This is a genomic window from Actinoplanes sp. NPDC051388 (assembly GCF_055586225.1).
This window is the reverse complement of record NZ_JBVJIP010000006.1, coordinates 12,967-34,081: the sequence shown is the minus strand read 5'-3', so window position 1 is coordinate 34,081 and position 21,115 is coordinate 12,967. Positions and strand designations below refer to the sequence as shown.

Here is a 21,115-nt window from a genome sequence, read left to right as displayed (position 1 = left end):
TCATCGTCACACCCGCCAGGACTGCATAAGCCAGTGATATACATCAGGAGTGCAGCCAGTGGCCATGGAGATCGCCCCGGATCACGCGCGGATCATCGCCGGCTTCGAGCGCTTCTCCGAGGTGCTCCGCCGCCTGACGCCGCGCGAGGAGCTGAGTCTGACCGCCGCGTCGACACTGCGCCGGCTCGAGCGTTCGGGGCCACATCGGCTCAGCGAGCTGTACGTACCGGAGGGTGTCTCGCAGCCCGCGATGACCCAGCTGATCACCCGCCTGGAGAAGGACGGCCTGGCCCGGCGCGACAGCGATCCGGCCGACGGCCGCGCGGTGGTGGTCACCATCACCGAGGCCGGCCGGGCCGCCGTGGCCCGCCGCCGCGACGGCCGCGCCCAGGCCCTGTCCGCTCTGCTCGCGCAGCTCCCGGAGGCCGACCACGACGCTCTGCTGGCGGCGCTGCCGGCGGTGGAACGGCTGAGCGACCTGATCACTGAACGGTAAAGACTCGCCCACCCCGGCGGCGAGCGGCAATCAGTCGAGCTGACTGTCGATCAGGGTGGCGGCGATCGCTTTGGCGGTCGCCGCCGAGCCCGGCCGGTGATCCATCCGCGAGCCGACCATCGCGCCGTCATAGAGCAGCACGAGCTGCTCGGTCAGCGCCTCCGGGTCGCGGACGCCGGCGTCGCGGGCCAGCTCCACGAACAGCCCGCGGGTCCAGGCCCGGGTGCTGTCCGCGACCTCCTGCACCGGCCCGCCGCTCGGCGACTCCGCGGAGGCGTTGTAGAACGCGCAGCCCCGGAACGTCGGCTGATCGGTGACGTCGGCCATCACGTCGAAGATGCCGAGCAGCCGCTCGCGCGGGTCGGCGTATTTCGCCAGGCCCGCGAGCAGGCGCGCGCGGCGCCGCTCGTGCCTGCCCTCGAGATAGGCCTTGACCAGGCCGTCCTTGCTTCCGAAGGTGCTGTAGAGCGAGGCCTTGGCGACCCCGGCCCGATCGATGACCCGGTCGATGCCGACGGTGTGCACGCCCTCGGCATAGAAGAGCTCATCGGCCGCGGCAAGCAGTCGCTCCCGGGCCGGCGCCCGCTTGGGCTGGGTGGTCGGAGCCACGGCGGTGGTCGGAGCGACGGCGGTGAGTGATCCAGCTGACATGCCGTTGACGATAACAGACAGACCTGTCTAGTGTCCTGGATTCAGACAGACCTGTCTGTGCGGCGTGTCGAGGAGGAACTTTGTCCACCACCATCGAGGACCGCAGGGCGACATCGTCGCTGCCGTTCGTCGCGACTGCCGCGATCCTGATCATGTTCATGGCCGCGTCCGCCGCGCCGAGTCCGCTCTACGTCGTCTATCAGTCCCAGTGGGACTTCTCCGCAGGCGTGCTCACGGTGATCTTCGCGATCTACGTGCTCGGTCTGACCGCCACCTTACTGGTACTTGGCGGACTTTCCGACCATATCGGGCGTAGACCGGTTCTCGGCGCGGCGATCGCCCTCGAGGTCGTGTCGATGGCGCTGTTCCTGACCGCGGGCAACGTCGCCGTGCTGCTGCTCGCCCGGCTGCTGCAGGGCATCGCGACGGGCGCCGCCATCACCACGCTGGGCGCGACGCTGATCGACCTGAATCCGCCGCACGCACCCGGCCGGGCCGGGCTGATCAACGGCATCGCGCCGGTCTCCGGGCTGGCGGTGGGCGCGCTCGGCTGCGGCGCCCTGGTGCAGTACGCGCCCCAGCCCACCCACCTGGTCTGGGCCCTGCTGCTGCTCGGCATGCTGCTCGCCGCCCTGGTGGTGGCGTGGATGCCGGAGACCGCGATCCGCCGCCCCGGCCTGCGCGCGTCGCTCAAGCCGCGGCTCGGCGTGCCGTCCCGGCTGCGCGCCGACGTGCTCGCAATCAGCCCGATCATCGTGGCGAGCTGGGCCCTCGGCGGCCTCTACTTCGCGCTCGGCCCCTCGGTGTCGGCCGGCGAGCTGGGACTGAGCAGCCACCTGATCGGCGGCCTGGTGATCACCCTGCTCTGCGGCACCGGCGCGATCACCTCGTTCGCGCTGCGCCGCACGCCGGCCGCGCGGGTGCTCACCATCGCCGGCGCCGGCCTGCTGATCGGCACGGTGGTGAGCATCGCCGGCGTCGAGCTGGGCGACGTGCTGCTGGCGGCCGGTGGCACGGTGATCTCCGGCATCGGTTTCGGCGCCGCGGCGCTGGCCTCGTTCGGCACGCTGTCGTCGCTGGCCGCGCCCGACGAGCGCAGCGAACTGCTGGCGGTCTCGCTGGTGATCGCGTACGTGGCGTTCAGCGTCCCGGCGGTGATCGCCGGCGTGGCGGCCACGGCCGTCGGGCTGCACGTGACCGCGCTGGTCTACGGCATCGTGGTGGCCGCGCTGGCCGCCGCCGCGCTGGTCGCCCAGCGCGCTCGGGCTGCCTCGTAAGTCGCAATTCGCCCGTGTCGCGGCGTGGGCGGCCGTCATCCGTCGCGCGACCCCCGACCATATGGGGCGAAACGCGACGAGAGGGACGGAATGCGAAGAGTTGTGGTGGTTGCCGTGGCGCTCGGCCTGACTGTGGCCGGTGCCACGGTCACCGCGAGCGCCTGGGCCGAGGACGACCGTGGCAGGGACGTGGTCGCCGGCAAGGGGATCGCCTGGGGCAAGTGCACGGATCAGGCGCTGGCGTCGCGCAAGGCGGAGTGCGGGTTCGTCACGGTGCCACGGGACCATGCCCAGCCCAAGGGCGCCACGATCAAGCTCGCGGTGTCCCGGATCAAGCACACGGCCAAGGACTACCAGGGCGTGATGCTGGTGAACCCGGGCGGTCCCGGCGGTTCCGGGCTCGTCCTGTCGGCGCTCGGTGAGTTCGTGCCGGACGGGGCCGGGGCGGCGTACGACTGGATCGGTTTTGATCCTCGGGGTGTTGGTTCCTCTCAGCCGTCGTTGAGCTGCGACGGCGCCTACACGGGTTACGACCGGCCGGCCTACGTTCCGTCGACGCCGGCCGTCGAGAAGGCGTGGCTCAAGCGCACGAAAGGCTATGCCAAGGCTTGTGCCCAGGCGGGCGGGCCGCTGCTCGACCATCTGAAGACCGTGGACAACGTGCGCGACATGGACGCCATCCGCCACGCGCTGGGCGCCGAGAAGATCAACTTCTACGGCTTCTCGTACGGGACCTATCTCGGCCAGGTCTACGCCACCATGTTCCCGCAGCGGGTGAGCCGGATGGTGCTGGACGGCAACGTCGACCCGGGTCGCGTTTGGTATCAGGCCAACTTCGACCAGGACATCGCGTTCGACCGCAACATGAAGGTCTACTTTGCCTGGCTGGCCGCCCACGACAAGGTCTACCACCTGGGCAAAACCGGCCCGGCGGTGGAGAAGCTCTACTACGCGACGCTGGCCAAAGTGGACGCCAAGCCGGCCGACGGGGTGCTCGGCCCGGCCGAGTTCACCGACGTGTTCCTGCAGGCGGGCTACTACGTGTTCGGCTGGCAGTCGGTGGCCGAGGCGTTCGCCGCCTATGTCAACGACAAGAACCCCAAGCCGCTGCGCGCGCTCTACGACGACGGCAACCCGCAGGAGGACGGCGCGGACAACGGGTACGCGGTCTACCTGGCCGTGCAGTGCACCGACGCGAAGTGGCCGAAGTCCTGGGCGACGTGGCAGCAGGACAACGCCAAGGTGCACCAGCAGGCGCCGTTCGAGACCTGGGCCAACGCCTGGTACAACGCGCCCTGCCGCACCTGGGCCGCCAAGCCCGGCACGCCGGTCGCGGTGACCGGGGCCAAGGCGCCGCCGGTGCTGCTGATCAGCGAGACGCTGGACGCGGCGACACCGTTCAGCGGCAGCCTCGAGGTGCGCAAGCGGTTCCCGCAGTCGGCGCTGGTCGAGGGCGTCGGCGGCACCACGCACGCCGGGTCGCTCTTCGGCAACATGTGCGTGGACAACGCGGTCGCGGCCTATCTGAAGGACGGCAGCCTGCCCAAGCGGGTCAAGGCGAACACGTCGGATCTGAAGTGCAAGCCGCTGGCGCCGCCGGTGCCTTCGGTCGACGAGAAGCGTGCCGCGCTCAGTAGAGCGGACCTTCAGACGAGAGTCGGCGTGCGCTGAGCTCGGCACTCTGACGCAGCTCCGCCGGGATCAGCTCGAGCAGTTGATCCCGGCGCAGCGGCAGGTCGAGCAGGCTGAGCTTCACTCGGCTGCGGCTGGCGTGCGCGCCCGCGGAGAGCCGCACCACCTGGGCGGCGTCCACCCGCAGCCGGGCGGTGAGCAGGTCGTCGCGCGCCAACTCGCCGGCGGCGGTGCCGTCCACGTCGACCGCGACCGGCGCGCTGTCCGGCGAGATGGTCAGCGACACGTGGTCGCCGGCGCCGAGCACCACCGCGCGGCTGATCCCGGCCATCGGCGCGACTGGGGTGATCACCGTGCAGGCTGCCGAGGGGGAGAGCACCGGGCCGCCGGCCGCATAGTTGTAGGCCGTGGAGCCGTTCGGTGTGGACAGCACGACGGCGTCGCATTTGTAGTAGCCGTACTGCTGATCATTGACCGCGAGGTCGACGGAGACCGCGCCGGTGCGACCCAGCCGGGCCAGCACGACGTCGTTGAAACCGAACCGCGTGCCCAGCTCGACCCGCCCGGCGTCGGCCACCAGGCAGCCGTGCTGCTCGATGGTGAAGTCGCCGGAGGCCAGCTGCTCCAGCGCCGCGCTCAGCCCGCCGGGCGTGACCTCGACCAGAAATCCCAGGTTGCCGTGGTTGACCCCGAGCACCGGCACCGGCCGATCGACCACCAGCCGCATCGCGCCCAGCATGGTGCCGTCACCGCCCAGCGCCACCAGGCCGCCGACCCGGGCGACGAACTCCGCGTCGGACACCACCTCCACCCCGGCGGGCACCCGGCTGCCGTCCGCCTCGCGGGCGAGCACCTTGGCGCCGTGCGTGCCGGCCCAGGCCAGGATCGTGGCGATCGACTCGCCGACCGGCTTCGTCGGGTGCAGGGCCAGCCCGACCGTGTCCACCCCAGGTCCGTGAGTCACACCACCACCCTAGCCAGGCGGCCATGATCGCGCGGTAGTCTGGCAGCGCGAAGGGGAGTAGTCCTCAACGGCGTGGGTCGACACACTGAAGCGCTTCTGGCTTCCGGCCGCGCGGCCTCGATCGGAGGCGGACGAGACTTTCGGCTCGGTTGATCGTGTGCCGGGTCGAGGTCGCCCCGGCACAGACCGAGGAGCCCCTGATCCGGTGTGAGTCCGGAAAGGGCACTTCATGGACGGCTTCCTGGTGGCGACCGCGGTCAGCTTCGCGGTCATCTTCGTCGCCGAGCTGGGTGACAAATCCCAGCTCATGGCGCTCACCTTCGCCACCCGCTTCAAAACCTGGCCGGTGCTGATCGGCATCACCATCGCCGCCGCGGTGGTGCATCTGGTCTCGGTCGGTGTCGGATACGGCCTCGGCGCCGCCCTGCCCACCGGCTGGATTTCGCTGGTCGCGGCCATCGCCTTTCTCGCCTTCGGCGCCTGGACCCTGCGCGGCGACAAGCTCACCGACGAGGAGAAGACCAAGGCGGAACGTTCCACCGGCTCGGCGATCCTGGCCGTCGGCGGCGCGTTCTTCCTGGCCGAACTCGGCGACAAGACGATGCTGGCCACGATCACGCTGGCCACCCAATATGGCTGGTTCGGCACCTGGGTCGGCTCGACGGTCGGCATGGTCGCCGCCGACGCGCTGGCCATCCTGGTCGGTCGGCTGCTCGGGCGGCACCTGCCGGAGAAGGCCATCAAATACGGCGCCGCGGCCCTGTTCGCTATCTTCGGCATCTGGCTGCTCGTCGAGGCGGTCGTCGAGCTGACCTGACTCTGGGGGCCGTCATGCAGGAGTTCCGAGCAGAATTCGACGCCAAGGTCACGCTGAGCGACGGCGGGGCCCTCCAAGCCCGCGCGTTCCGCCTGGACATACCCCGCAGCGACGTCACAGAGGCCGAGATCGGCTCACTCTTCGTCGCCGCGTGCGGCTTGCGGTCGGTCACCCAGGTGCAGATCTCTTCGGTACGGGTGTACGCCTCTTCCTCGTCGTCGCCTGCGCATTCTTCGCCGCCTGCCGTGCGCCTGACCGAGTTGAGCCACGTGATCGGGGACGGGCTGATCACGTACCCAGGTCTGCCCGGCCCGGAGATCTCCGAGCACCTGACCAGGGCAGACTCGCGAGCCAACTACGCCGAGGGCACCGAGTTCTCGATCGGCCGCATCACCATCGTCGGCAACACCGGCACCTACGTGGACAGCCCGTTCCACCGCTACGGCGACGGCACCGACCTGGCCGGCCTGCCACTCGAAAAGCTCGCCGACCTCCCGGCCGTGGTGGTCCGCGCGACCGACGGCCCGCGCGGCGTGGACGTCCCCGCCCTGGAATCCCTGGCGGTCGCCGGCCGAGCGGTTCTGCTGCACACCGGCGGCGACCGGCACTGGGCCACTCCCGCCTACGCCGTGGACGCCCCCTACCTGACCGAAGCCGGCGCAACGTGGCTGGCCGAGCACGGCGCCACCCTGGTCGGCATCGACTCGGTGAACATCGACGACATCTCCCCGGCAGCGGCCGGCCGCCGCCCGGCACACAGCGTCCTGCTGGCCGCGGGCATCCCGATCTGCGAACACCTGACCGGCCTGGAACAACTCCCACCATCCGGAGCCCGCTTCACCGCCGCACCCCCGCGGGTAGCCGCTTTCGGCACCTTCCCGGTCCGCGCCTACGCTGCAGTCCCAGCCACGGAGAGTCACGATCACCTCAGGTCCGGCGGCTGGCTGCCGACAGCAGGCGAGTGACCCCCGATCACCCTGAACCCCCCGCCCACCCTTCCGCCCCGCGCCAAAGCGCAGCCAGCCGAGCCGCGGCGCACTGGTCCGTGCCCGGCGCTGCGCACCCCGGCGCAGACCCTCCCGCCGCCGCCCGCGCCGCCATGGACCACGCGGCCGCAGGCCGCCCCGGCACGGATCCTCCCGCCGGCGCTGGCTCCGCCTCGGGCTCTCCCGGAACCGGCTGGCCTGCCGCCGGCCGCTCCGCCTCGAGCTCGCCTGCCCTCGGGCGGCCTGCCGCAGGCCGGTCTGCCTCGGGCCGGTCTGCCGCGGGTCGGTCCGCCTCGGGTCGGTTTGCCGCGGGTCGGCTCGCTGCCGACGACGGCCGGTCCGACGGGGCGACCGCCGACCGCGCCGCGCGCAGGCGGACCCTCCTGGACCGCCTGATTCAGGACCCGAACGACCTCGAAGCCCGCCGCGACCTGGTGGCGCTGATGGCCGAGGTCGACGAGTCCCGGCATTCCACCGGCCTGGGCCTGCTAGCCGTGGTGGCCGTGCTCTGCGCGATCCTCGCGCTGTTCGCGCTGCTCAGCGGCCTGGACATCACTGCGGCCTTGCTCGCGGTGGCCGGCCTCTACACGGTCTGGATGATCCGCCGACGCCGCTGACCCCGCGCCCTTTGCTCTGCTTCCTCTGAGGAAGCGGTCGCGTGCCCTTTGCTCTGCACACATATATACGCAACACCCTGAGCAGGACCGCCTTGCTCCGCTCGTTTCAGGGAGTGGTGCGGTCTACTTGCTGTGCTGCCTGTGGGGAATCGACGGCATGCGCCGCCTTTGGATCGTGGATGGCGTGTGCTTGCTCTGCTTCCTTTGAGGAAGCGGGTCGCACGCATTTCTCCCTGGTGACAAGGGGTGCATACACTGTGCGGATCGCCCATAGACATTGCGCGCCCAGGCCGATGGCTTGCCTTCCTGGCCGCCGGCTTGTGCTTCTTTCCTCGCGGTGCGCGCCTACTCCCTCCTCGAGAAAGCGGCGATTCACGGCTGCTGCTTCCTTTGAGGGAGTAGGGGAAAGGGCACGTGGCCGCTTCCTCTGAGGAAGCAGAGCAAGCGGTTCGGATCAAGGTGTTGCGTATGGGTGTGCAGAGCAAGGGCACGCGGCCGCTTCCTCTGAGGGAGCAGAGCAACAGGCGTGCGGCTGCTTCCTCTGGGGGAGCAGAGCAAGGGTGCGTGGCCGCTTCCTCTTGAGGAAGCAGAGCAAGCGGTTCGGACCAGGGTGTTGCGTATGGGTGTGCAGAGCAAAGGGCGTGCGGCTGCTTCCTCTGGGGGAGCAGAGCAAAGGGCACGCGACCGCTTCCTCAGAGGAAGCAGAGCAAAGGGCGTGCGGCAAAGCGGTGCGCCGCCGGTAACGCGTCTTTGTGCTCAGAGCGGCCACACCAGGCCGTTGCGCATATGTATGCAGAGCAAGACCACACCGCGCTCGATGGGGCGAGAATTTCTGATTTGGCTTTGATCGTTGGCCGGGTTGCCGATGATGGGCCGTGTGAGCCCTAACCCCGGAGTGCGCCGATGACTGACCTCAAGCCGCCGACCGCGCCGGACGTGCACGTCGCGGCCACGCCGAGTGCCCCGCCGAGTGTCCCGCCGGACGGGATGTCGCCCACCGAGCTCGGCGTTGCGCGGGCGGCCGCCTTGTTCGAGCGTGTCGATCCCGGGCAGGCGGCCCAGCTTCTCGAGAAAGTCCTGGCCGACGATCCGCAAACGCCGGCCGGGTGGATTCTGATGGCTCGGATCCGGCTCGTGCTGGATCAGGTCGAGGCCGCTCTCGATGCCGCGGCCAAGGCGATCGCGCTGGCCGCTGAGGATCCGCGGCCGCTGGCCACCGCCAGCCGTGCGCTGACGTTGATGGGCCGGCACGAGGAAGCCGTCACGATGGCCTACCGGGCGGTGATCGTGGATCCGAAGAATCCGCTCTGGCACGACCGGGTCGCCTGGGCCCTGCTCGCCGCGGATCGGCAGATCGCGGATGCTGAGCAGGCCGCGCGCACCGCGATCATGCTCGACCCGAACGAGGCGCACTACTACTTCACGCACGGCGTGGCGCTCGATGCGCTCGGGCACGCCGATCAGGCGCGGCAGGCGCTGCTGATCTCGTTGAAGCTGGAGCCGGAGAACCCGGTCGCCCAGCACCGGCTGGCCGTGCTCAACGGGGAGAGCCAGCGGGCCGCCGAGCCGAAGAAGCGCGGCTGGAAATTGTTCGGTAAAGCCAACAAAACAGACACCAAGCGGCGGCGGCCGGAGGAATACCTCTAGCGGTTCTCCCCAGAAGCGAGTATCTGTTAGTCACTAACAAAACTTAGTGACTAACAGGAGGCTGTGATGGGCGTGTTGGTGGTGGGTGCCGGTCCGACCGGTCTCGCGCTGGGGGTCGGGCTGCTCGCGGGCGGCGCCGACGTGCGGATCGTGGACGCCGCGGACGGGCCGGCGACCACGTCGCGGGCGCTCGGCCTGCAACCGCGCGGGCTCGAGGTGATGGAGCGGCTGGGCGCGCTCGGCGATCTGGCCGAGCACGCGCTGACCGTGCGCGAAGTCGTGATCAACGTCGGCGGCGCGCAGATCGCCCGCCTCCAGGTCGGCGGCACCACGCCGCTGGTCACCCGGCCGGGCGCGCTGATGTCCCAGGCCGTGGTCGAGGGCCGGCTGCGTGACCGGCTCGCCGAGCTGGGCGGACACGTCGAGTGGGGCACCAGGATCGAGAGCCTCGATCACGACGGCTGGATCGTCGGCAGCGACGGCGCGCACAGTGCCGTCCGCAAGCTGGCCGGGGTCGGCTTTCCGGGCGTACCCCTGATTGAGAAGTTCTTGGTCGCGGACGTGCACGCGAGCCTTGGGCTGAGTCGTAACGCGGTGCACACCTACTTGAGCGGTGACCAGATGTTCGCGTTGTTCCCGCTGCCGGGCGCCGACCTGTGGCGGATCCTGACCCCGGAGCAGGACGGCCGCGAGCTCGGTGACCTGCTGACCGAGCACGCGGGCTTCCCGGCCGGCACGATCACCGCGGTCGACTGGGTCTCCACCTTCCGGATTCACCGCCGGCTCGCCGACACCTATCGCAAGGGTCACGTGCTGTTGGCCGGCGACGCCGCGCACATCCACAGCCCGCTCGGCGGCCAGGGCATGAACACCGGCCTGGGTGACGCCGAGAACCTGGCCTGGAAGCTCGCCCTGGTCGACACCGGACGGGCGGACGAGAGCCTGCTCGACACCTATCAGGCCGAGCGCCGGCCGATCGCCACCGAGGTGCTGAGCAACACCGGCTCGATGACCGGCATCATGCTGGGCCGCAGCGCCCTGAGCCGGATGGTGCGGGATCATGTCGTGGTGCCCCTGATGAACCGCGCGTTCGTGCAGCGCCGCATCGCCGAGACGTCGTCGCAGCTGCGCGTGTCCTATCGCAACGGGCCGCTGGCGACGAATCGGAGCGGCGACCGGGTGCCCGACCTGGCCTGCACCCGGCTCGACGGCACCCGCACCCACCTGCTGGCCGAGATGCGCGGCCGGTGGGCTCTGCTGACCGGTGACGACACGATCGCGCACGAGGTCGAGGCGTCGCTCGGCGCCGCCGCTGTGGTCACGCTGCGGCCGGCCGAGATCAAGACCGAGACCCTTCTGGTACGCCCGGACGGCCATCTAGCCGCCCGCGGCGACGCGATCCTCCCGTGGCTGGCCAAGGTGACGCACCCCCGGAAAGCGGTCGCATGAGCGGACTTCGCGAGCGCAAGAAGGCCGAGACCCGGCGGTCCATCCAGGAGCACGCGTTGCGTCTGTTCCTGGAGAAAGGCTATGACGCGACCACGGTCGAGGAGATCGCCGCGGCCGCCGGGGTCTCGCACATGACGTTCTTCCGCTACTTCCCGTCGAAGCCGGCGGTGGTGGAGAACGACGACTACGACCCGTTGATCGCGGAGCTGATCCGGGCGCGGCCGGCCGGCGAGGCGCCGCTGACCGCGATCGGCCGGGCGCTGTCCGGGGCGTTGCGGGCGATGCCGGCCGCTGAACTGTCGACGGTGCGCACCCGCGCCCAGCTCATCCTGGGGGTGCCCGCCTTGCGGGCTCGCCAGATCGAGTCGCAGGAAGCCACCCGCGCGCTGTTCGCCGGTGCGATCGAGGGACGCGGGGATGCGACCCCGTTTCAGCGCGAGGTGCTCGGCGCGGTGGCGCTGACCGCCTTGGCCACCGCGATCAACGCCTGGGCCGCGGGAGACGACGCTGCGGGAGACGGCGACGCTGCGGGAAACGGCGACGCTGCGGGAAACGGCAATGTGGATCTGCCGGATCTTGTCGATTGCGCGTTTGCGGTGCTCGAAGCCTGATCGCACGCAGTTTCGCGCAACACGTCCGCAATATTCGCGATCTCGTACGGACGCCCGTTGACAGTAGGTGATCTCGTCGGTACAACGAAGCCACCGCACTCCTTGGTGGCTTACCCAGCGACCCCCCATTTTCGCCGCAGAGGAGCATTTCCCGTGGCAGAGCTGTATGCCCCGGCCCCGGCTTCGGACGAAGTCGGTGTCAAGGCGCGCGTGCAGCGGTTCGGCGGATACCTCGCCGGAATGGTCATGCCCAACATCGCCGCGTTCATCGCGTGGGGCCTGATCACCGCTCTGTTCATCCCCGATGGATGGTTGCCGAACGAGAAGCTCGCCACGCTGGTCGACCCGATGGTGCACGTGCTGCTGCCGGTCCTCATCGGATATACCGGCGGCCGGATGGTGCACGGCCAGCGCGGCGCGGTGGTCGGCGCGGTCGCCACGGTCGGCCTGGTGGTGGGCGCCGAGGCGCCGATGTTCTTCGGCGCGATGCTGATCGGCCCGGCCACGGCGTACGTGCTCAAGCTGATCGACGGCGTGATGGCCGAGCGGATCAAGCCGGGCTTCGAGATGTTGATCGACAACTTCAGCGCCGGCATCCTGTCCGCGCTGGCCGCGATCGCCGGCGTGCTGGCCGTCGGCCCGGTGATGGAGTTGTTCACCAACGCCGCGGGCACCGGCGTGCGGTGGCTGATCGACAACTCGTTGCTGCCCGCCGCCGCGCTGCTGATCGAACCCGCCAAGGTGCTGTTCCTGAACAACGCGATCAACCACGGCGTGCTGGGCCCGCTGGGCGTCGCGGAGTCGGCGGACACCGGCCAGTCGATCCTGTTCATGCTGGAGACCAACCCCGGCCCCGGATTCGGCATCCTGCTGGCCTACCTCTGCTTCGGCCCGAAGGCGCTGCGCCCGAGCGTGCCGGCCGCGATGGCCATCCAGTTCCTCGGCGGCATCCACGAGATCTACTTCCCGTACGTGCTGATGAAGCCGAGCATGGTGCTGGCCGCGATCTGTGGCGGCGCGGCGGGCATCGCCACCTTCATGATCACCGGCGCCGGCCTGGTCGCCACCCCGTCCCCGGGCAGCATCTTCGCCTTCCTGACGAACACCCCGCGCGGCGACTACCTGGGCGTGCTGGCCGGGATCGTGGTCGCGGCCGGGGTGTCCTTCGTGGTCGGGTCTCTGCTGCTGGGATTCGGCCGGCTCAACCGCGACGAGGAGGGCCTCTGAGATGACCGGCATCGAGGGTCGGGACGTGCGGAAGCTGGTCGTGGCGTGTGACGCCGGCATGGGCAGCAGCGTGATGCTGGCCTCCACGCTGCGGCGCGACCTGAAGAAGCTGCCGGTCGCGGTCGAGCATCACCCGGTCGGCGCCATCCCGGCCGACGCCGACGTGGTGCTCTGCCAGGTGGGCCTGGCCGACCGGGTGCGCGCGGCGGCGCCCGGCGCGGTGGTCGTGCCGTTCCGGCTGTTCCTCGGCGACCCGGCGGTGCGGCAGGTGGTTGCGGCGCTCAAGCAGGGCGGCCGGGTCGTCGGCGCCACGGGGAGCTGACCTCGTGCTCGGCGCGATGCCGACCGAACAAGTGGTGACGATGCTCGGCGCGTCACCCCCGCACCGTGCCGTCCAGGTGCTGCTGTCCATGCCGCGCGACCGCATCGAGCGGCTGATCGCCGCGATGGACGGGCGGATGATCGCGCGGCTGCTGGTCGCCGCCGATCCGGCCCGGCGGTCGACCCTGCTCGGTCACCTCGATGACACCCGGCTGGCCGCCGAGCTGGCGCTGCTGCCGATGGCCGAGGCGGCCGAGGTGATGGCCGCGCTGCCGCCGGACCGGGCCCGCGCCCAGCTCGACCGGGTGGCCTCCGAGCACCTGGCGATGGTGTTGGACGCGATGCCCGGCCCGGCCCGCCGCCGGCTGGTCGACGTGCTGGACCCGTTGCGGCTGGCCGATCTGCGCCGGGTCACCTATGAGCGAGCGGTGATCGAATCGCTGCGCCGCACCTCGGCGAATCTCTCCTGGGTGCCCGGCGACCACGGCACCAACCTGTTCGCCGGGGTCTTCCACCGGCTCTTCGGGGTCGCTCTGTGTTATCTGGACACCGGCGCCCTGCAGAGCGCCTCGGTGGCGACCGCGCTGCAGGTGTTCCGCCAGGAGAACGTGCACGGTCTGCTGGTCATCTCGAACGCCCCGCCGAGCACCGAGTCGTTGCGCCTGATCGCCGACCCGCACTACGCGACCGCCCCGGGCATGGTCGTCACCTGGTCCGCCGACGACAATGACGGCGTGCTCGGACGGGCGCTGGTCAGGCTTGCCGGATGAGGTCGATCGGCGCGGTGCTGGAGCCGGCGGGCGTGCGCATGGCGGAGTCCGCGGTGGACCGGCTGGTGGCCGTCCACCGGTGCGCCGACGTGCTGGAGGAGATCGGCGCGGTCGAGCCGGGCTACCGCTTCGCCATGCTCGAGCGCGAGCGGCTGATGTCGACCTGGCTCGGCGAGGGCGTGGCGATCCCCCACGGAGTGGACGGCTCGCGCGCGCTGGTCCGCCGGGATTCGCTGGCGGTGCTGCGCTTTCCCGGCGGCGTGCCGTGGGACGGTGGCCGGGTGACGATGTGCGTGGCGATCGCGGTGCGTGGCGACGGGCATCTGGACGTGCTCTCCGCGCTGGCCGCGATCCTGCTCGATCCGCCGCGCGCGCGAGCGTTGCGGAGGGAGACCGACCCCGGCGCGATCATCGCGATGCTCAGCCCGGCCGGGGCGCCGTCATGATCCGGCGGGTGGTGGTGGGCAGCGCGAGCGGGTTGCACGCCCGGGCCGCGGGGCGCGTCGCGGCGGCTGCCGCTCAGGAGCAGACCGCGATCACGGTACGCCGGGCCGGCCGCGACCCGGTGCCGGCGGACAGTGTGCTGGCCCTGCTGACCCTGGCCGCGCCGCATGGGACAGAGCTGGTCCTGGAGGCCGGCGGCCCGGACGCGGCGGGCGCGCTGGCCCGGATCGCCGACCTGCTCGCCGCCGACCTCGACATCGGTGCCTCCCATGCCTGAGATCACCCGTCCGCCCGGCGCACTGAGCGGCCTGGGCGCCAGCGGCGGCACCGCGACCGGCCCGGCCTATCGGCTGGCCGACCCGCCGCGGCTGACCGCGCCCCGGCCGGTGATCGACCCGGAGGCCGAGGTGCGGCGGGTGATCGCCGCGCTGGAGACGGTCTGCCTCGACATCCGTGAGCGGGCCGAGGCGGCGGACGACCAGACCACCGCCGAGATCCTCAACGTGCAGGCGGCGCTGGCCGCCGACCGGGTGCTGCGGGCCGGCATCGTGGCCGCGGTCCGGGCCGGGCAGGAGGCGCCGCACGCGGCCGCCGCGGTGCTCGCCGAGCACCGGTCCGCGCTGCTGCAGGCGGGCGGCCTGCTCGCCGCGCGGGCGGTCGACCTGGACGATCTGCGGGACCGCGTGGTGGCCCGCTGCATGGGCCTGCCGATGCCCGCGCTGCCCTCGCCCGGGCACCCGTTCGTGCTGATCGCGGTGGATCTGGCGCCGGCCGACGCGGCGATGCTCGACCCGTCGCAGGTGCTCGCGGTGGTCACCTCGGCGGGCAGCTATGTCAGCCACACCGCGATCCTGGCCCGGGCCCGCGGCGTGCCGACCGTGGTCGCCTGCGCCGGCGCGCTGGACATCCCGGACGGCACCGTGGTCACCGTGGACGGCACCACCGGCCGGGTCATCGCCGGCACCGACGACCTGGCCGACGCCGAGCCGCGCCCGGTGCCGGTCGTGCGGGTGGACGTGCGGGGCGCCACCGGCGACGGTCATCCGATCGCGTTGCTGGCCAACATCGGCAGCGCCGCCGAGCTGAACGGCATGTCGGTCGAGGGTGTCGGGCTGTTCCGCACCGAGATGCTGTTCCAGCACCACCTCGACCCGCCCGGCCACGACGAGCAGGTGGCGGCCTATGTGGAGGTGTTCTGCGCGATGGCCGGGCGCCCGGTGATCGTGCGCACGCTGGACGCCGGCTCGGACAAGCCGCTGCCCTTCCTGCGCGACGCCCACGAGCCCAACCCGGCGCTCGGCATCCGCGGCCTGCGGGTAGCCCGCCGGCACGGGGACATCCTGCGCACCCAGATCGCCGCGCTGGCCACCGCCGCCCGCGCCGCCCAGGCCAAGGTCTCGGTGATGGCGCCGATGGTCACCACGGTCGCCGAGGCGGCCGAGTTCGCCGCGCTCTGCCGGGACGCCGGCCTGCCCACGGTCGGCGTGATGATCGAGGTGCCGGCCGCCGCGGTGCGCGCCGTCGAGATCCTCCAGGTGGTCGACTTCCTCAGCGTCGGCACGAACGACCTGAGCCAGTACGCGTTCGCCGCCGACCGCCGCAGCGGCGAGCTGGCCGACCTGCTCGACCCGTGGCAGCCCGCGCTGCTCTCGCTGGTCGCCCTGTGCGCTGCGGCCGGCGCGGCGGTGAGCCGCCCGGTCAGCGTCTGCGGCGAGGCGGCGGCCGACCCGGCGTACGCGGTGGTGCTGGCCGGCCTCGGCGTGACCAGCCTGTCGATGACACCGTCGGCGATCCCCGCGGTCGGCGCCGCCCTGGCCGCACACACCCTGGCCGAGTGCCGCTCGGCAGCCCAGGCCGCCCTGGCCGCCGCCGACCCGGCCGCGGCCCGGGCCGCCGCCTCCCGCCGTCGATAGCCGCACCGGAAGCACCCCCGTCCGGGGGGCGGGCCGGCGCGCTGCCGCCGGCGTCAGCCGCTCGCCGGACCCTGGTGCTCGGCCGCCCGGTCGTCCGTCGAGCTGTGCGCGTGTGCGCTGGTCAGCGTGCGGGCGGTGTCGATCAGCGGCACGTGGCTGAAGGCCTGCGGGAAGTTGCCGACCAGGCGCTGCTCGACGGTGTCGTACTCCTCGGCGAGCAGGCCGACGTCGTTGCGCAGCGCGAGCAGCCGCTCGAACGTCGTGCGCGCCTCCTCGTGCCGGCCCATCAGCGCATAGTTGTCGGCCAGCCAGAACGTGCAGGCCAGGAACGCGCCCTCGCCCGGCGGCAGACCGTCCACGTCGGTGTCGTGGTGCTGGGTGTAACGCTGCACGAAACCGTCCTGCATCAGGTGTTCCTCGATCGCGGCGACCGTGCCGGCGACCCGCTCGTCGGTGGCGGGCAGGAAGCCGACCAGCGGGATCATCAGCAGCGCGGCGTCCAGCTCGTCGGAGCCGTAGAACTGGGTGAACGTGTTGCGCTTCCGGTCGTACCCCTTCTCGAGGATGTCGGCCCGGATCTCGTCGCGCAGCTTGACCCACCGCTTGATCGGGCCGTTCAGGCCGAACTGCTCGACCGCCTTGACCGCGCGGTCGGCCGCCACCCAGGCCATCAGCTTGGAGTGGGTGAACTGCTTGGCGCCGCCGCGCACCTCCCAGATGCCCTCGTCCGGGTCCTGCCAGTGCGCCTCGACGAACTCCATCAGCTTGACCTGCAGACCCCAGGACGGGTCGTCGGCCTTGAGCCCGGCCCGCCGGCCCTGGTGCAGCGCGTCCATCACCTCGCCGTAGACGTCCAGCTGGAACTGCTCGGCGGCGGCGTTGCCGATCCGCACCGGGTTGCCGTCGTAGCCGGTCAGCCAGGTCGCGATGTATTCGTCCAGGCGGCGCTCGCCGGCCACGCCGTACATGATCTGCAGCTCGCTGGGGTTGCCGGCGATGGCCCGCAGCAGCCACTTGCGCCAGGCGGTGGCTTCGCTCTGGAAGCCCGAATAGAGCAGGCTCTGCAGCGTGATAGTGGCGTCGCGCAGCCAGCAGAAGCGGTAGTCCCAGTTGCGCACGCCACCGAGCTTCTCCGGCAGCGACGTGGTGGCGGCAGCCACGATGCCGCCGGTCGGGGCATAGGTGAGGGCCTTCAGCGTGAGCAGCGAACGCACCACCGCGTCCCGCCACTCACCCTCATAGGTGCACGCGGACACCCAGCCGCGCCAGTAGCCGTCGGTGACGCCGAGTTCCTCGACCGGGTCGATCGGCTCCGGGGCGGGCAGATGCGACTGCCGCCAGGTCAGCACGAACGGCATCCGCTCGCCCGGCCCGACCGTGAAGTCGGCGCGGGTGGCCAGGTTCTCGCCGCGCAGCTCGGCCGGCGTACGCAACCAGGCGGCATCCGGCCCGGCCACCGCCACCAGCGCGTCCCCCTCGCGATAGACCCACGGCACCACCTGCCCGTAGTCGAAACGCAGCCGCAGGACCATCCGCATCGGCACGCGCCCGCGCACACCCTCGACGATCCGCACCACGTCCGGCGCCTCGCCGCGCGGCGGCATGAAGTCGGTCAGCCGCACCACGCCCTCGGCGGTCTCGAACTCGGTCTCCAGCACCAGCGTCTCGTCGCGGTAGCGCCGCCGGACCGTGTACTCCGCGTCCGCCGGGGCAATGGTCCAGTGGCCGTTCTCCTCGTCGCCGAGCAGCGCGGCGAAGATCGCGCCGGAGTCGAACCGCGGCACGCACAGCCAGTCGATCGAGCCGTCGCGTCCCACCAGGGCGCAGGTCTGGGTATCCGCGATGATCGCGTAGTCCTCGATCGGCAGGGCCATGTGTCACGTTGTACCCGGCTGCCTCGTCCCGTGAACGGATAACTTGAGAGAAGCCCAGCCAGAAGGAAGGCCCTTGCCATGGCACGCCCACGGATCGTCATCGTCGGAGCCGGTTTCGCCGGGTTCACGGCGGCCCGCAAGCTGTCCAAGCTCTCCGGCGGCAGCGCGGACATCGTCATGATCAACCCCACCGACTACTTCCTCTACCTGCCGCTGCTGCCCGAGGTGTCGGCGGCGATCCTGGAGCCGCGCCGGGTCACCGTGTCGCTGGCCGAGACGCTGCCCGGGGTGAAGGTGATCCTCGGTGAGGTGGACGGCATCGACCTGGACGCGCGGACCGTGTCATATCAGGACCCGGACGGCGGGAAGAGCTCGGTCGGCTACCACCGCCTGGTGATCGCGGCCGGCAGCGTCAACAAGCTGCTGCCGGTGCCCGGCGTGACGGAGTACGCGCACGGCTTCCGCGGCATCCCCGAGGCGCTCTTCCTGCGCGACCACATCACCCGGCAGATCGAGATGGCGTCCACCGCCGACGACCCGGCCGAGCGGGACATACGCAGCACGTTCGTGGTGGTGGGCGCGGGCTACACCGGCACCGAGGTGGCCGCCCAGGGCGTGCTCTACACGCGGGAGCTGTGCGAGCAGCGGCCCGGCATCCGGCCCCGCTGGCTGCTGGTGGACACCGCCGACCGGGTGCTGCCGTCCCTCGACCATCGGCTGGCCGAGGCCTCCGACGAGGTGCTGCGCAAGCGCGGGGTGGAGATCCTGCTCGGCACCAGCGTCAAGGAGGCCACCGCGGAGGGCGTGCACCTGAGCAACGGCGAGTGGGTGCCCACCCGGTCCCTGATCTGGTGCGTCGGCGTGCGACCGGATCCGCTGGTCAGTGGCCTGGGGCTGGCGACGCAGCAGGGCCGGCTGGTGGTCGACGAGTTCCTCAACGTGCCGCAGCACCCGGACGTGTTCGCGTGCGGTGACGCGGCCGCCGTGCCGGATCTGACCCGGCCGGGGGAGATCACCGGGATGACCGCTCAGCACGCGACGCGGCAGGGGACCACGGTCGCGAAGAACATCGCCGCGTCCTACGGGAAGGGCAGGCGGCGGGCGTACAAGCATCATGATCTTGGGTTTGTGGTGGACCTGGGTGGTCTCGACTCGGCGGCGAACCCGCTCGGCGTGCCGCTCAAGGGGCTGCCGGCCAAGGCGGTGACCCGCGGCTACCACCTGCTGTCGATGCCGGGAAACCGGGTGCGGGTGGCCGCGGACTGGCTGCTCGACGCGGCGCTCGGACGGCAGGGAGTGCAGCTCGGGCTGGTGCCGGGCAGTTCGGTGCCGCTGGACAGCGCGTCCCCGGAGATCGAAGGGGAGGCCTGATGTCCGATCGGGCTCCGTGATCGACTCGATCGTCGGGGCGGTTCGTGATTGCGACAATCCGCCCACAAGTCATAATCTGGACATGCGATCTCGCCTGTCTGCTGTCGTTCTCGCCGCCGGCCTCCTGGCCGCCCTCCCGACGGCGCCGGCTGCCGCCATGCCGACCGATCCGGACGGCAGTCGCGCCACCGCGCCGGCCGCCGAGCCGCGCGCCGCGAGCGAGGCGCCGGCCGTGACAGGCAAGGCGGCGAGCCGGGTGGTCGCCCGCTACGACTTCGACGGCCGCACGGCCGCCTTGCCCGACGTCTCCGGCAACGGCCACACCATGCGGATGGTGGCCAGCCGGGGCGGCACGGTGCGCCGGGTGCCGCACGGCTCCGGCCAGGCCCTGCAGTTCCCGGCGCGGTGCCACGCCAAGAGCCGGAAGTGCCCGCACGCGGTGCTGCAGAGCCGGCACTCGGCGGACCTGAACCCGGGCCGCCGGCCGCTGCTGTTCAGCGCCACCGTGCGGCTGCCCGCCGGGCAGACCACCAAGGGGCAGAACGTGGTGCAGAAGGGCTATTCGGCTCGGGGCAGCCAGTTCAAGATGCAGATCGACGGGCTGATGGGCCGGCCCAGCTGCGTGCTGGTCGACCAGGCGAAGCGCGGCATCCGGATGGTTCGCAGCGCGATCTCGGTGGCCGACGGGTCGTGGCACACCGTGCAGTGCCGCCGGATCGGCTCGAGCTTCACGGTGCTGATCGACGGTTCGGTGCGCGGCGTCGCGCAGATCCCGTCCGCGCTGTCGGTGGCCAACAAGAACCCGCTGAGCATCGGCGGCAAGGGCGCCTATCGCGACAACGACCAGTTCCAGGGCGCGGTCGACGACGTCTGGATCCAGATCGGCTAGCGCTGCTGCAGGGCGTCGGACATCGCCCGCAGCAGCGTCGCGTCCTCGGTGTCGCCGCCCAGCTCCCAGGCGAAGGCGCCCCCGAGCGCGTTGCCGCGGGCGTACCCCATCTTGGTCTTGATCGTCTCGGGGGTGTCGTAGCTCCACCACTGGGCGCCGCACGCGGCATAGGACGTGCCGCCGATCGTGCCGGTGGGCGGGCATTTCACGCTCAGGACGCGGTAGTCCTCGAGGCCCTCGGCGAATCGGCCGGGCGCCGGTCCGGTGGCGGTCGCGCCGGGCGTGGGCGACCCCACGCCGGTCCAGCCGCGGCCGTAGAAACCCACGCCGAGAAGGATCTTCCCGGCCGGCACACCCAGGTCGCGCAGGGTGCGCACGGTGGTCTCGGCGGTGCCGCCGGCCCGCGGGATTCCCGGGTACGCGGTCAGCGCCGAATGTGCCGCGGTCGGTCCCCGCCCACCGGTGCCGAAGAAGTCATAGGTCATCGCGCTGAGCCAGTCGGCATGCCGTGCCGCGGCCGCGTAATCCGCCTTGCGCAGCTTGCCCGCGTCCCCCGGCACCGCGGCGCTGACCAGGCCGAACTCGCCGCGCAGCGCGCCCAGCAGGGCGGCCAGCGCACCCGGCCCGCTGCGGTCACAGGTCTCGCCGCAGGCGTTCGGATACTCCCAGTCGATGTCGATGCCGTCGAAGACCCCGGCCCAGCGCGGGTCCTTCAGCAGCGCCGCACAACTCGCCGCGAACGCCGCCGGGTCCCGGGCTGCCTCGGCGAACCCGGACGACCCGGTCCAGCCGCCGAACGACCACAGCACCTTGAGCCCCGGGTGGTCGGCCTTGAGCTGCCGCAACTGGGCGATGTTGCCGCCCGGCCGGCCCGCGATCGGCTTCTGGAAGTCGGCCCACGGGTCGCCCGCCGCGCATCTGCCGGCGGTCACCTTGCCGAACGCGTACAGCAGGTGGGTGAGCCGGTCGGCGGCGATGTCGGCGACCTGGAAGTCGCGGGCGTAGGTGGCCCAGTTGGTGTAGTAGCCGACGACCTTCATCGGGTCCTTCGGCTTCTCCGGAAGCGGCGCGGTGGAGCAGGCGGCCAGCAAGAGGACGGCGAGCAGGCTGATCCGGGGGCGCATCGGGGCGAAGCTACCCGTCCGCCGTCCGCCGCCGA

Annotated in this window: 21 protein-coding genes; 17 read left to right on the top strand and 4 right to left on the bottom strand. The window is 71.4% G+C overall.

Annotated features, from left to right (window positions below; genetic code table 11):
* Positions 1-64 precede the first annotated feature (64 nt).
* The gene (locus ACZ6TI_RS16730; protein ID WP_465345951.1) at positions 65-496 is read left to right on the top strand and encodes a MarR family winged helix-turn-helix transcriptional regulator; all 432 of its coding nucleotides are present in this window, start codon (positions 65-67) and stop codon (positions 494-496) included.
* Between the two features lie 30 nt (positions 497-526).
* Here the strand turns inward: ACZ6TI_RS16730 and ACZ6TI_RS16725 are convergent, their stop codons facing one another.
* Positions 527-1,147, bottom strand: a complete 621-nt coding sequence (locus ACZ6TI_RS16725) for a TetR/AcrR family transcriptional regulator (RefSeq protein ID WP_465345950.1) — start codon at positions 1,145-1,147, stop codon at positions 527-529.
* 80 nt (positions 1,148-1,227) lie between these two features.
* On the opposite strand from ACZ6TI_RS16725, the gene ACZ6TI_RS16720 reads away from it, so the two are divergent.
* Together ACZ6TI_RS16720 and ACZ6TI_RS16715 are read left to right on the top strand one after the other, a co-directional pair.
* The gene (locus tag ACZ6TI_RS16720; protein ID WP_465345949.1) at positions 1,228-2,424 is read left to right on the top strand and encodes an MFS transporter; all 1,197 of its coding nucleotides are present in this window, start codon (positions 1,228-1,230) and stop codon (positions 2,422-2,424) included.
* Positions 2,425-2,538: 114 nt separating this feature from the next.
* Positions 2,539-4,095 carry an alpha/beta hydrolase gene (locus ACZ6TI_RS16715; protein ID WP_465345948.1) on the top strand — a complete coding sequence of 519 codons (1,557 nt, stop codon included), beginning with the start codon at positions 2,539-2,541 and terminating at the stop codon, positions 4,093-4,095.
* Here ACZ6TI_RS16715 and ACZ6TI_RS16710 read toward each other — a convergent pair.
* The gene (locus ACZ6TI_RS16710) at positions 4,055-5,020 is read right to left on the bottom strand and encodes an NAD(+)/NADH kinase (RefSeq protein ID WP_465345947.1); all 966 of its coding nucleotides are present in this window, start codon (positions 5,018-5,020) and stop codon (positions 4,055-4,057) included. The genes ACZ6TI_RS16715 and ACZ6TI_RS16710 overlap by 41 nt on opposite strands.
* A 229-nt stretch (positions 5,021-5,249) precedes the next feature.
* On the opposite strand from ACZ6TI_RS16710, the gene ACZ6TI_RS16705 reads away from it, so the two are divergent.
* The 12 genes from ACZ6TI_RS16705 (at position 5,250) to ACZ6TI_RS16650 (ending at position 15,822) form a co-directional block, all read left to right on the top strand.
* On the top strand, positions 5,250-5,837 hold the full coding sequence (locus tag ACZ6TI_RS16705; protein ID WP_465345946.1) for a TMEM165/GDT1 family protein: 588 nt from the start codon (positions 5,250-5,252) through the stop codon (positions 5,835-5,837).
* A gap of 14 nt (positions 5,838-5,851) precedes the next feature.
* Positions 5,852-6,802 carry a cyclase family protein gene (locus ACZ6TI_RS16700; RefSeq protein ID WP_465345945.1) on the top strand — a complete coding sequence of 317 codons (951 nt, stop codon included), beginning with the start codon at positions 5,852-5,854 and terminating at the stop codon, positions 6,800-6,802.
* Between the two features lie 464 nt (positions 6,803-7,266).
* Positions 7,267-7,440, top strand: coding sequence for a hypothetical protein (locus ACZ6TI_RS16695; protein ID WP_465345944.1), 174 nt, complete (start codon positions 7,267-7,269; stop codon positions 7,438-7,440).
* 903 nt (positions 7,441-8,343) lie between these two features.
* Positions 8,344-9,087, top strand: coding sequence for a tetratricopeptide repeat protein (locus ACZ6TI_RS16690; RefSeq protein ID WP_465345943.1), 744 nt, complete (start codon positions 8,344-8,346; stop codon positions 9,085-9,087).
* A gap of 66 nt (positions 9,088-9,153) precedes the next feature.
* Positions 9,154-10,536, top strand: a complete 1,383-nt coding sequence (locus ACZ6TI_RS16685) for an FAD-dependent monooxygenase (RefSeq protein ID WP_465345942.1) — start codon at positions 9,154-9,156, stop codon at positions 10,534-10,536.
* Positions 10,533-11,147: a TetR family transcriptional regulator gene (locus ACZ6TI_RS16680; protein WP_465345941.1), complete on the top strand. Its 615-nt coding sequence runs from the start codon at positions 10,533-10,535 to the stop codon at positions 11,145-11,147. Before ACZ6TI_RS16685 ends, ACZ6TI_RS16680 begins: the two co-directional genes overlap by 4 nt.
* Before the next feature lie 153 nt (positions 11,148-11,300).
* A complete protein-coding gene (locus ACZ6TI_RS16675) occupies positions 11,301-12,374 on the top strand; it encodes a PTS transporter subunit EIIC (RefSeq protein ID WP_465345940.1) in 1,074 nt (357 codons plus the stop codon).
* Between the two features lies 1 nt (position 12,375).
* On the top strand, positions 12,376-12,696 hold the full coding sequence (locus tag ACZ6TI_RS16670) for a PTS lactose transporter subunit IIB (RefSeq protein ID WP_465345939.1): 321 nt from the start codon (positions 12,376-12,378) through the stop codon (positions 12,694-12,696).
* A 16-nt stretch (positions 12,697-12,712) separates the two neighbouring features.
* Positions 12,713-13,465, top strand: a complete 753-nt coding sequence (locus ACZ6TI_RS16665; protein WP_465345938.1) for a magnesium transporter MgtE N-terminal domain-containing protein — start codon at positions 12,713-12,715, stop codon at positions 13,463-13,465.
* A complete protein-coding gene (locus ACZ6TI_RS16660; RefSeq protein WP_465345937.1) occupies positions 13,462-13,911 on the top strand; it encodes a PTS mannitol transporter subunit IIA in 450 nt (149 codons plus the stop codon). Before ACZ6TI_RS16665 ends, ACZ6TI_RS16660 begins: the two co-directional genes overlap by 4 nt.
* Entirely contained in the window at positions 13,908-14,186 is a 279-nt protein-coding gene (locus ACZ6TI_RS16655; protein WP_465345936.1) for an HPr family phosphocarrier protein, read from the top strand. The genes ACZ6TI_RS16660 and ACZ6TI_RS16655 overlap by 4 nt, the downstream gene beginning before the upstream one ends.
* Entirely contained in the window at positions 14,179-15,822 is a 1,644-nt protein-coding gene (locus ACZ6TI_RS16650; protein WP_465345935.1) for a putative PEP-binding protein, read from the top strand. Before ACZ6TI_RS16655 ends, ACZ6TI_RS16650 begins: the two co-directional genes overlap by 8 nt.
* A 53-nt stretch (positions 15,823-15,875) precedes the next feature.
* On the opposite strand, the gene ACZ6TI_RS16645 is transcribed toward ACZ6TI_RS16650, so the two are convergent.
* Positions 15,876-17,696, bottom strand: coding sequence for a glycoside hydrolase family 15 protein (locus ACZ6TI_RS16645; RefSeq protein ID WP_465345934.1), 1,821 nt, complete (start codon positions 17,694-17,696; stop codon positions 15,876-15,878).
* Between the two features lie 78 nt (positions 17,697-17,774).
* Between ACZ6TI_RS16645 and ACZ6TI_RS16640 the strand changes: the two genes are divergently transcribed.
* A complete protein-coding gene (locus tag ACZ6TI_RS16640; protein ID WP_465345933.1) occupies positions 17,775-19,067 on the top strand; it encodes an NAD(P)/FAD-dependent oxidoreductase in 1,293 nt (430 codons plus the stop codon).
* A gap of 82 nt (positions 19,068-19,149) precedes the next feature.
* Entirely contained in the window at positions 19,150-19,956 is an 807-nt protein-coding gene (locus ACZ6TI_RS16635; protein WP_465345932.1) for a LamG-like jellyroll fold domain-containing protein, read from the top strand.
* On the opposite strand, the gene ACZ6TI_RS16630 is transcribed toward ACZ6TI_RS16635, so the two are convergent.
* Positions 19,953-21,080 (bottom strand): glycoside hydrolase family 18 protein, encoded by a 1,128-nt coding sequence (locus ACZ6TI_RS16630; protein ID WP_465345931.1) that lies wholly within the window; start codon positions 21,078-21,080, stop codon positions 19,953-19,955. The two genes, ACZ6TI_RS16635 and ACZ6TI_RS16630, sit on opposite strands and share 4 nt — an antisense overlap.
* Positions 21,081-21,115: the final 35 nt, after the last annotated feature.

Excerpts from the sequence above, each read along its gene's own strand:
- ACZ6TI_RS16640 (WP_465345933.1), top strand. The coding sequence starts at position 17,775 with ATGGCACGCCCACGGATCGTCATCGTCGGAGCCGGTTTCGCCGGGTTC.
- ACZ6TI_RS16630 (WP_465345931.1), bottom strand. The coding sequence starts at position 21,080 with ATGCGCCCCCGGATCAGCCTGCTCGCCGTCCTCTTGCTGGCCGCCTGC.
- ACZ6TI_RS16635 (WP_465345932.1), top strand. The coding sequence starts at position 19,150 with ATGCGATCTCGCCTGTCTGCTGTCGTTCTCGCCGCCGGCCTCCTGGCC.
- ACZ6TI_RS16685 (WP_465345942.1), top strand. The coding sequence starts at position 9,154 with ATGGGCGTGTTGGTGGTGGGTGCCGGTCCGACCGGTCTCGCGCTGGGG.
- ACZ6TI_RS16695 (WP_465345944.1), top strand. The coding sequence starts at position 7,267 with ATGGCCGAGGTCGACGAGTCCCGGCATTCCACCGGCCTGGGCCTGCTA.
- ACZ6TI_RS16645 (WP_465345934.1), bottom strand. The coding sequence starts at position 17,696 with ATGGCCCTGCCGATCGAGGACTACGCGATCATCGCGGATACCCAGACC.
- ACZ6TI_RS16700 (WP_465345945.1), top strand. The coding sequence starts at position 5,852 with ATGCAGGAGTTCCGAGCAGAATTCGACGCCAAGGTCACGCTGAGCGAC.
- ACZ6TI_RS16655 (WP_465345936.1), top strand. The coding sequence starts at position 13,908 with ATGATCCGGCGGGTGGTGGTGGGCAGCGCGAGCGGGTTGCACGCCCGG.
- ACZ6TI_RS16650 (WP_465345935.1), top strand. The coding sequence starts at position 14,179 with ATGCCTGAGATCACCCGTCCGCCCGGCGCACTGAGCGGCCTGGGCGCC.
- ACZ6TI_RS16725 (WP_465345950.1), bottom strand. The coding sequence starts at position 1,147 with ATGTCAGCTGGATCACTCACCGCCGTCGCTCCGACCACCGCCGTGGCT.
- ACZ6TI_RS16680 (WP_465345941.1), top strand. The coding sequence starts at position 10,533 with ATGAGCGGACTTCGCGAGCGCAAGAAGGCCGAGACCCGGCGGTCCATC.
- ACZ6TI_RS16670 (WP_465345939.1), top strand. The coding sequence starts at position 12,376 with ATGACCGGCATCGAGGGTCGGGACGTGCGGAAGCTGGTCGTGGCGTGT.
- ACZ6TI_RS16660 (WP_465345937.1), top strand. The coding sequence starts at position 13,462 with ATGAGGTCGATCGGCGCGGTGCTGGAGCCGGCGGGCGTGCGCATGGCG.
- ACZ6TI_RS16730 (WP_465345951.1), top strand. The coding sequence starts at position 65 with ATGGAGATCGCCCCGGATCACGCGCGGATCATCGCCGGCTTCGAGCGC.
- ACZ6TI_RS16690 (WP_465345943.1), top strand. The coding sequence starts at position 8,344 with ATGACTGACCTCAAGCCGCCGACCGCGCCGGACGTGCACGTCGCGGCC.
- ACZ6TI_RS16665 (WP_465345938.1), top strand. The coding sequence starts at position 12,713 with ATGCCGACCGAACAAGTGGTGACGATGCTCGGCGCGTCACCCCCGCAC.
- ACZ6TI_RS16705 (WP_465345946.1), top strand. The coding sequence starts at position 5,250 with ATGGACGGCTTCCTGGTGGCGACCGCGGTCAGCTTCGCGGTCATCTTC.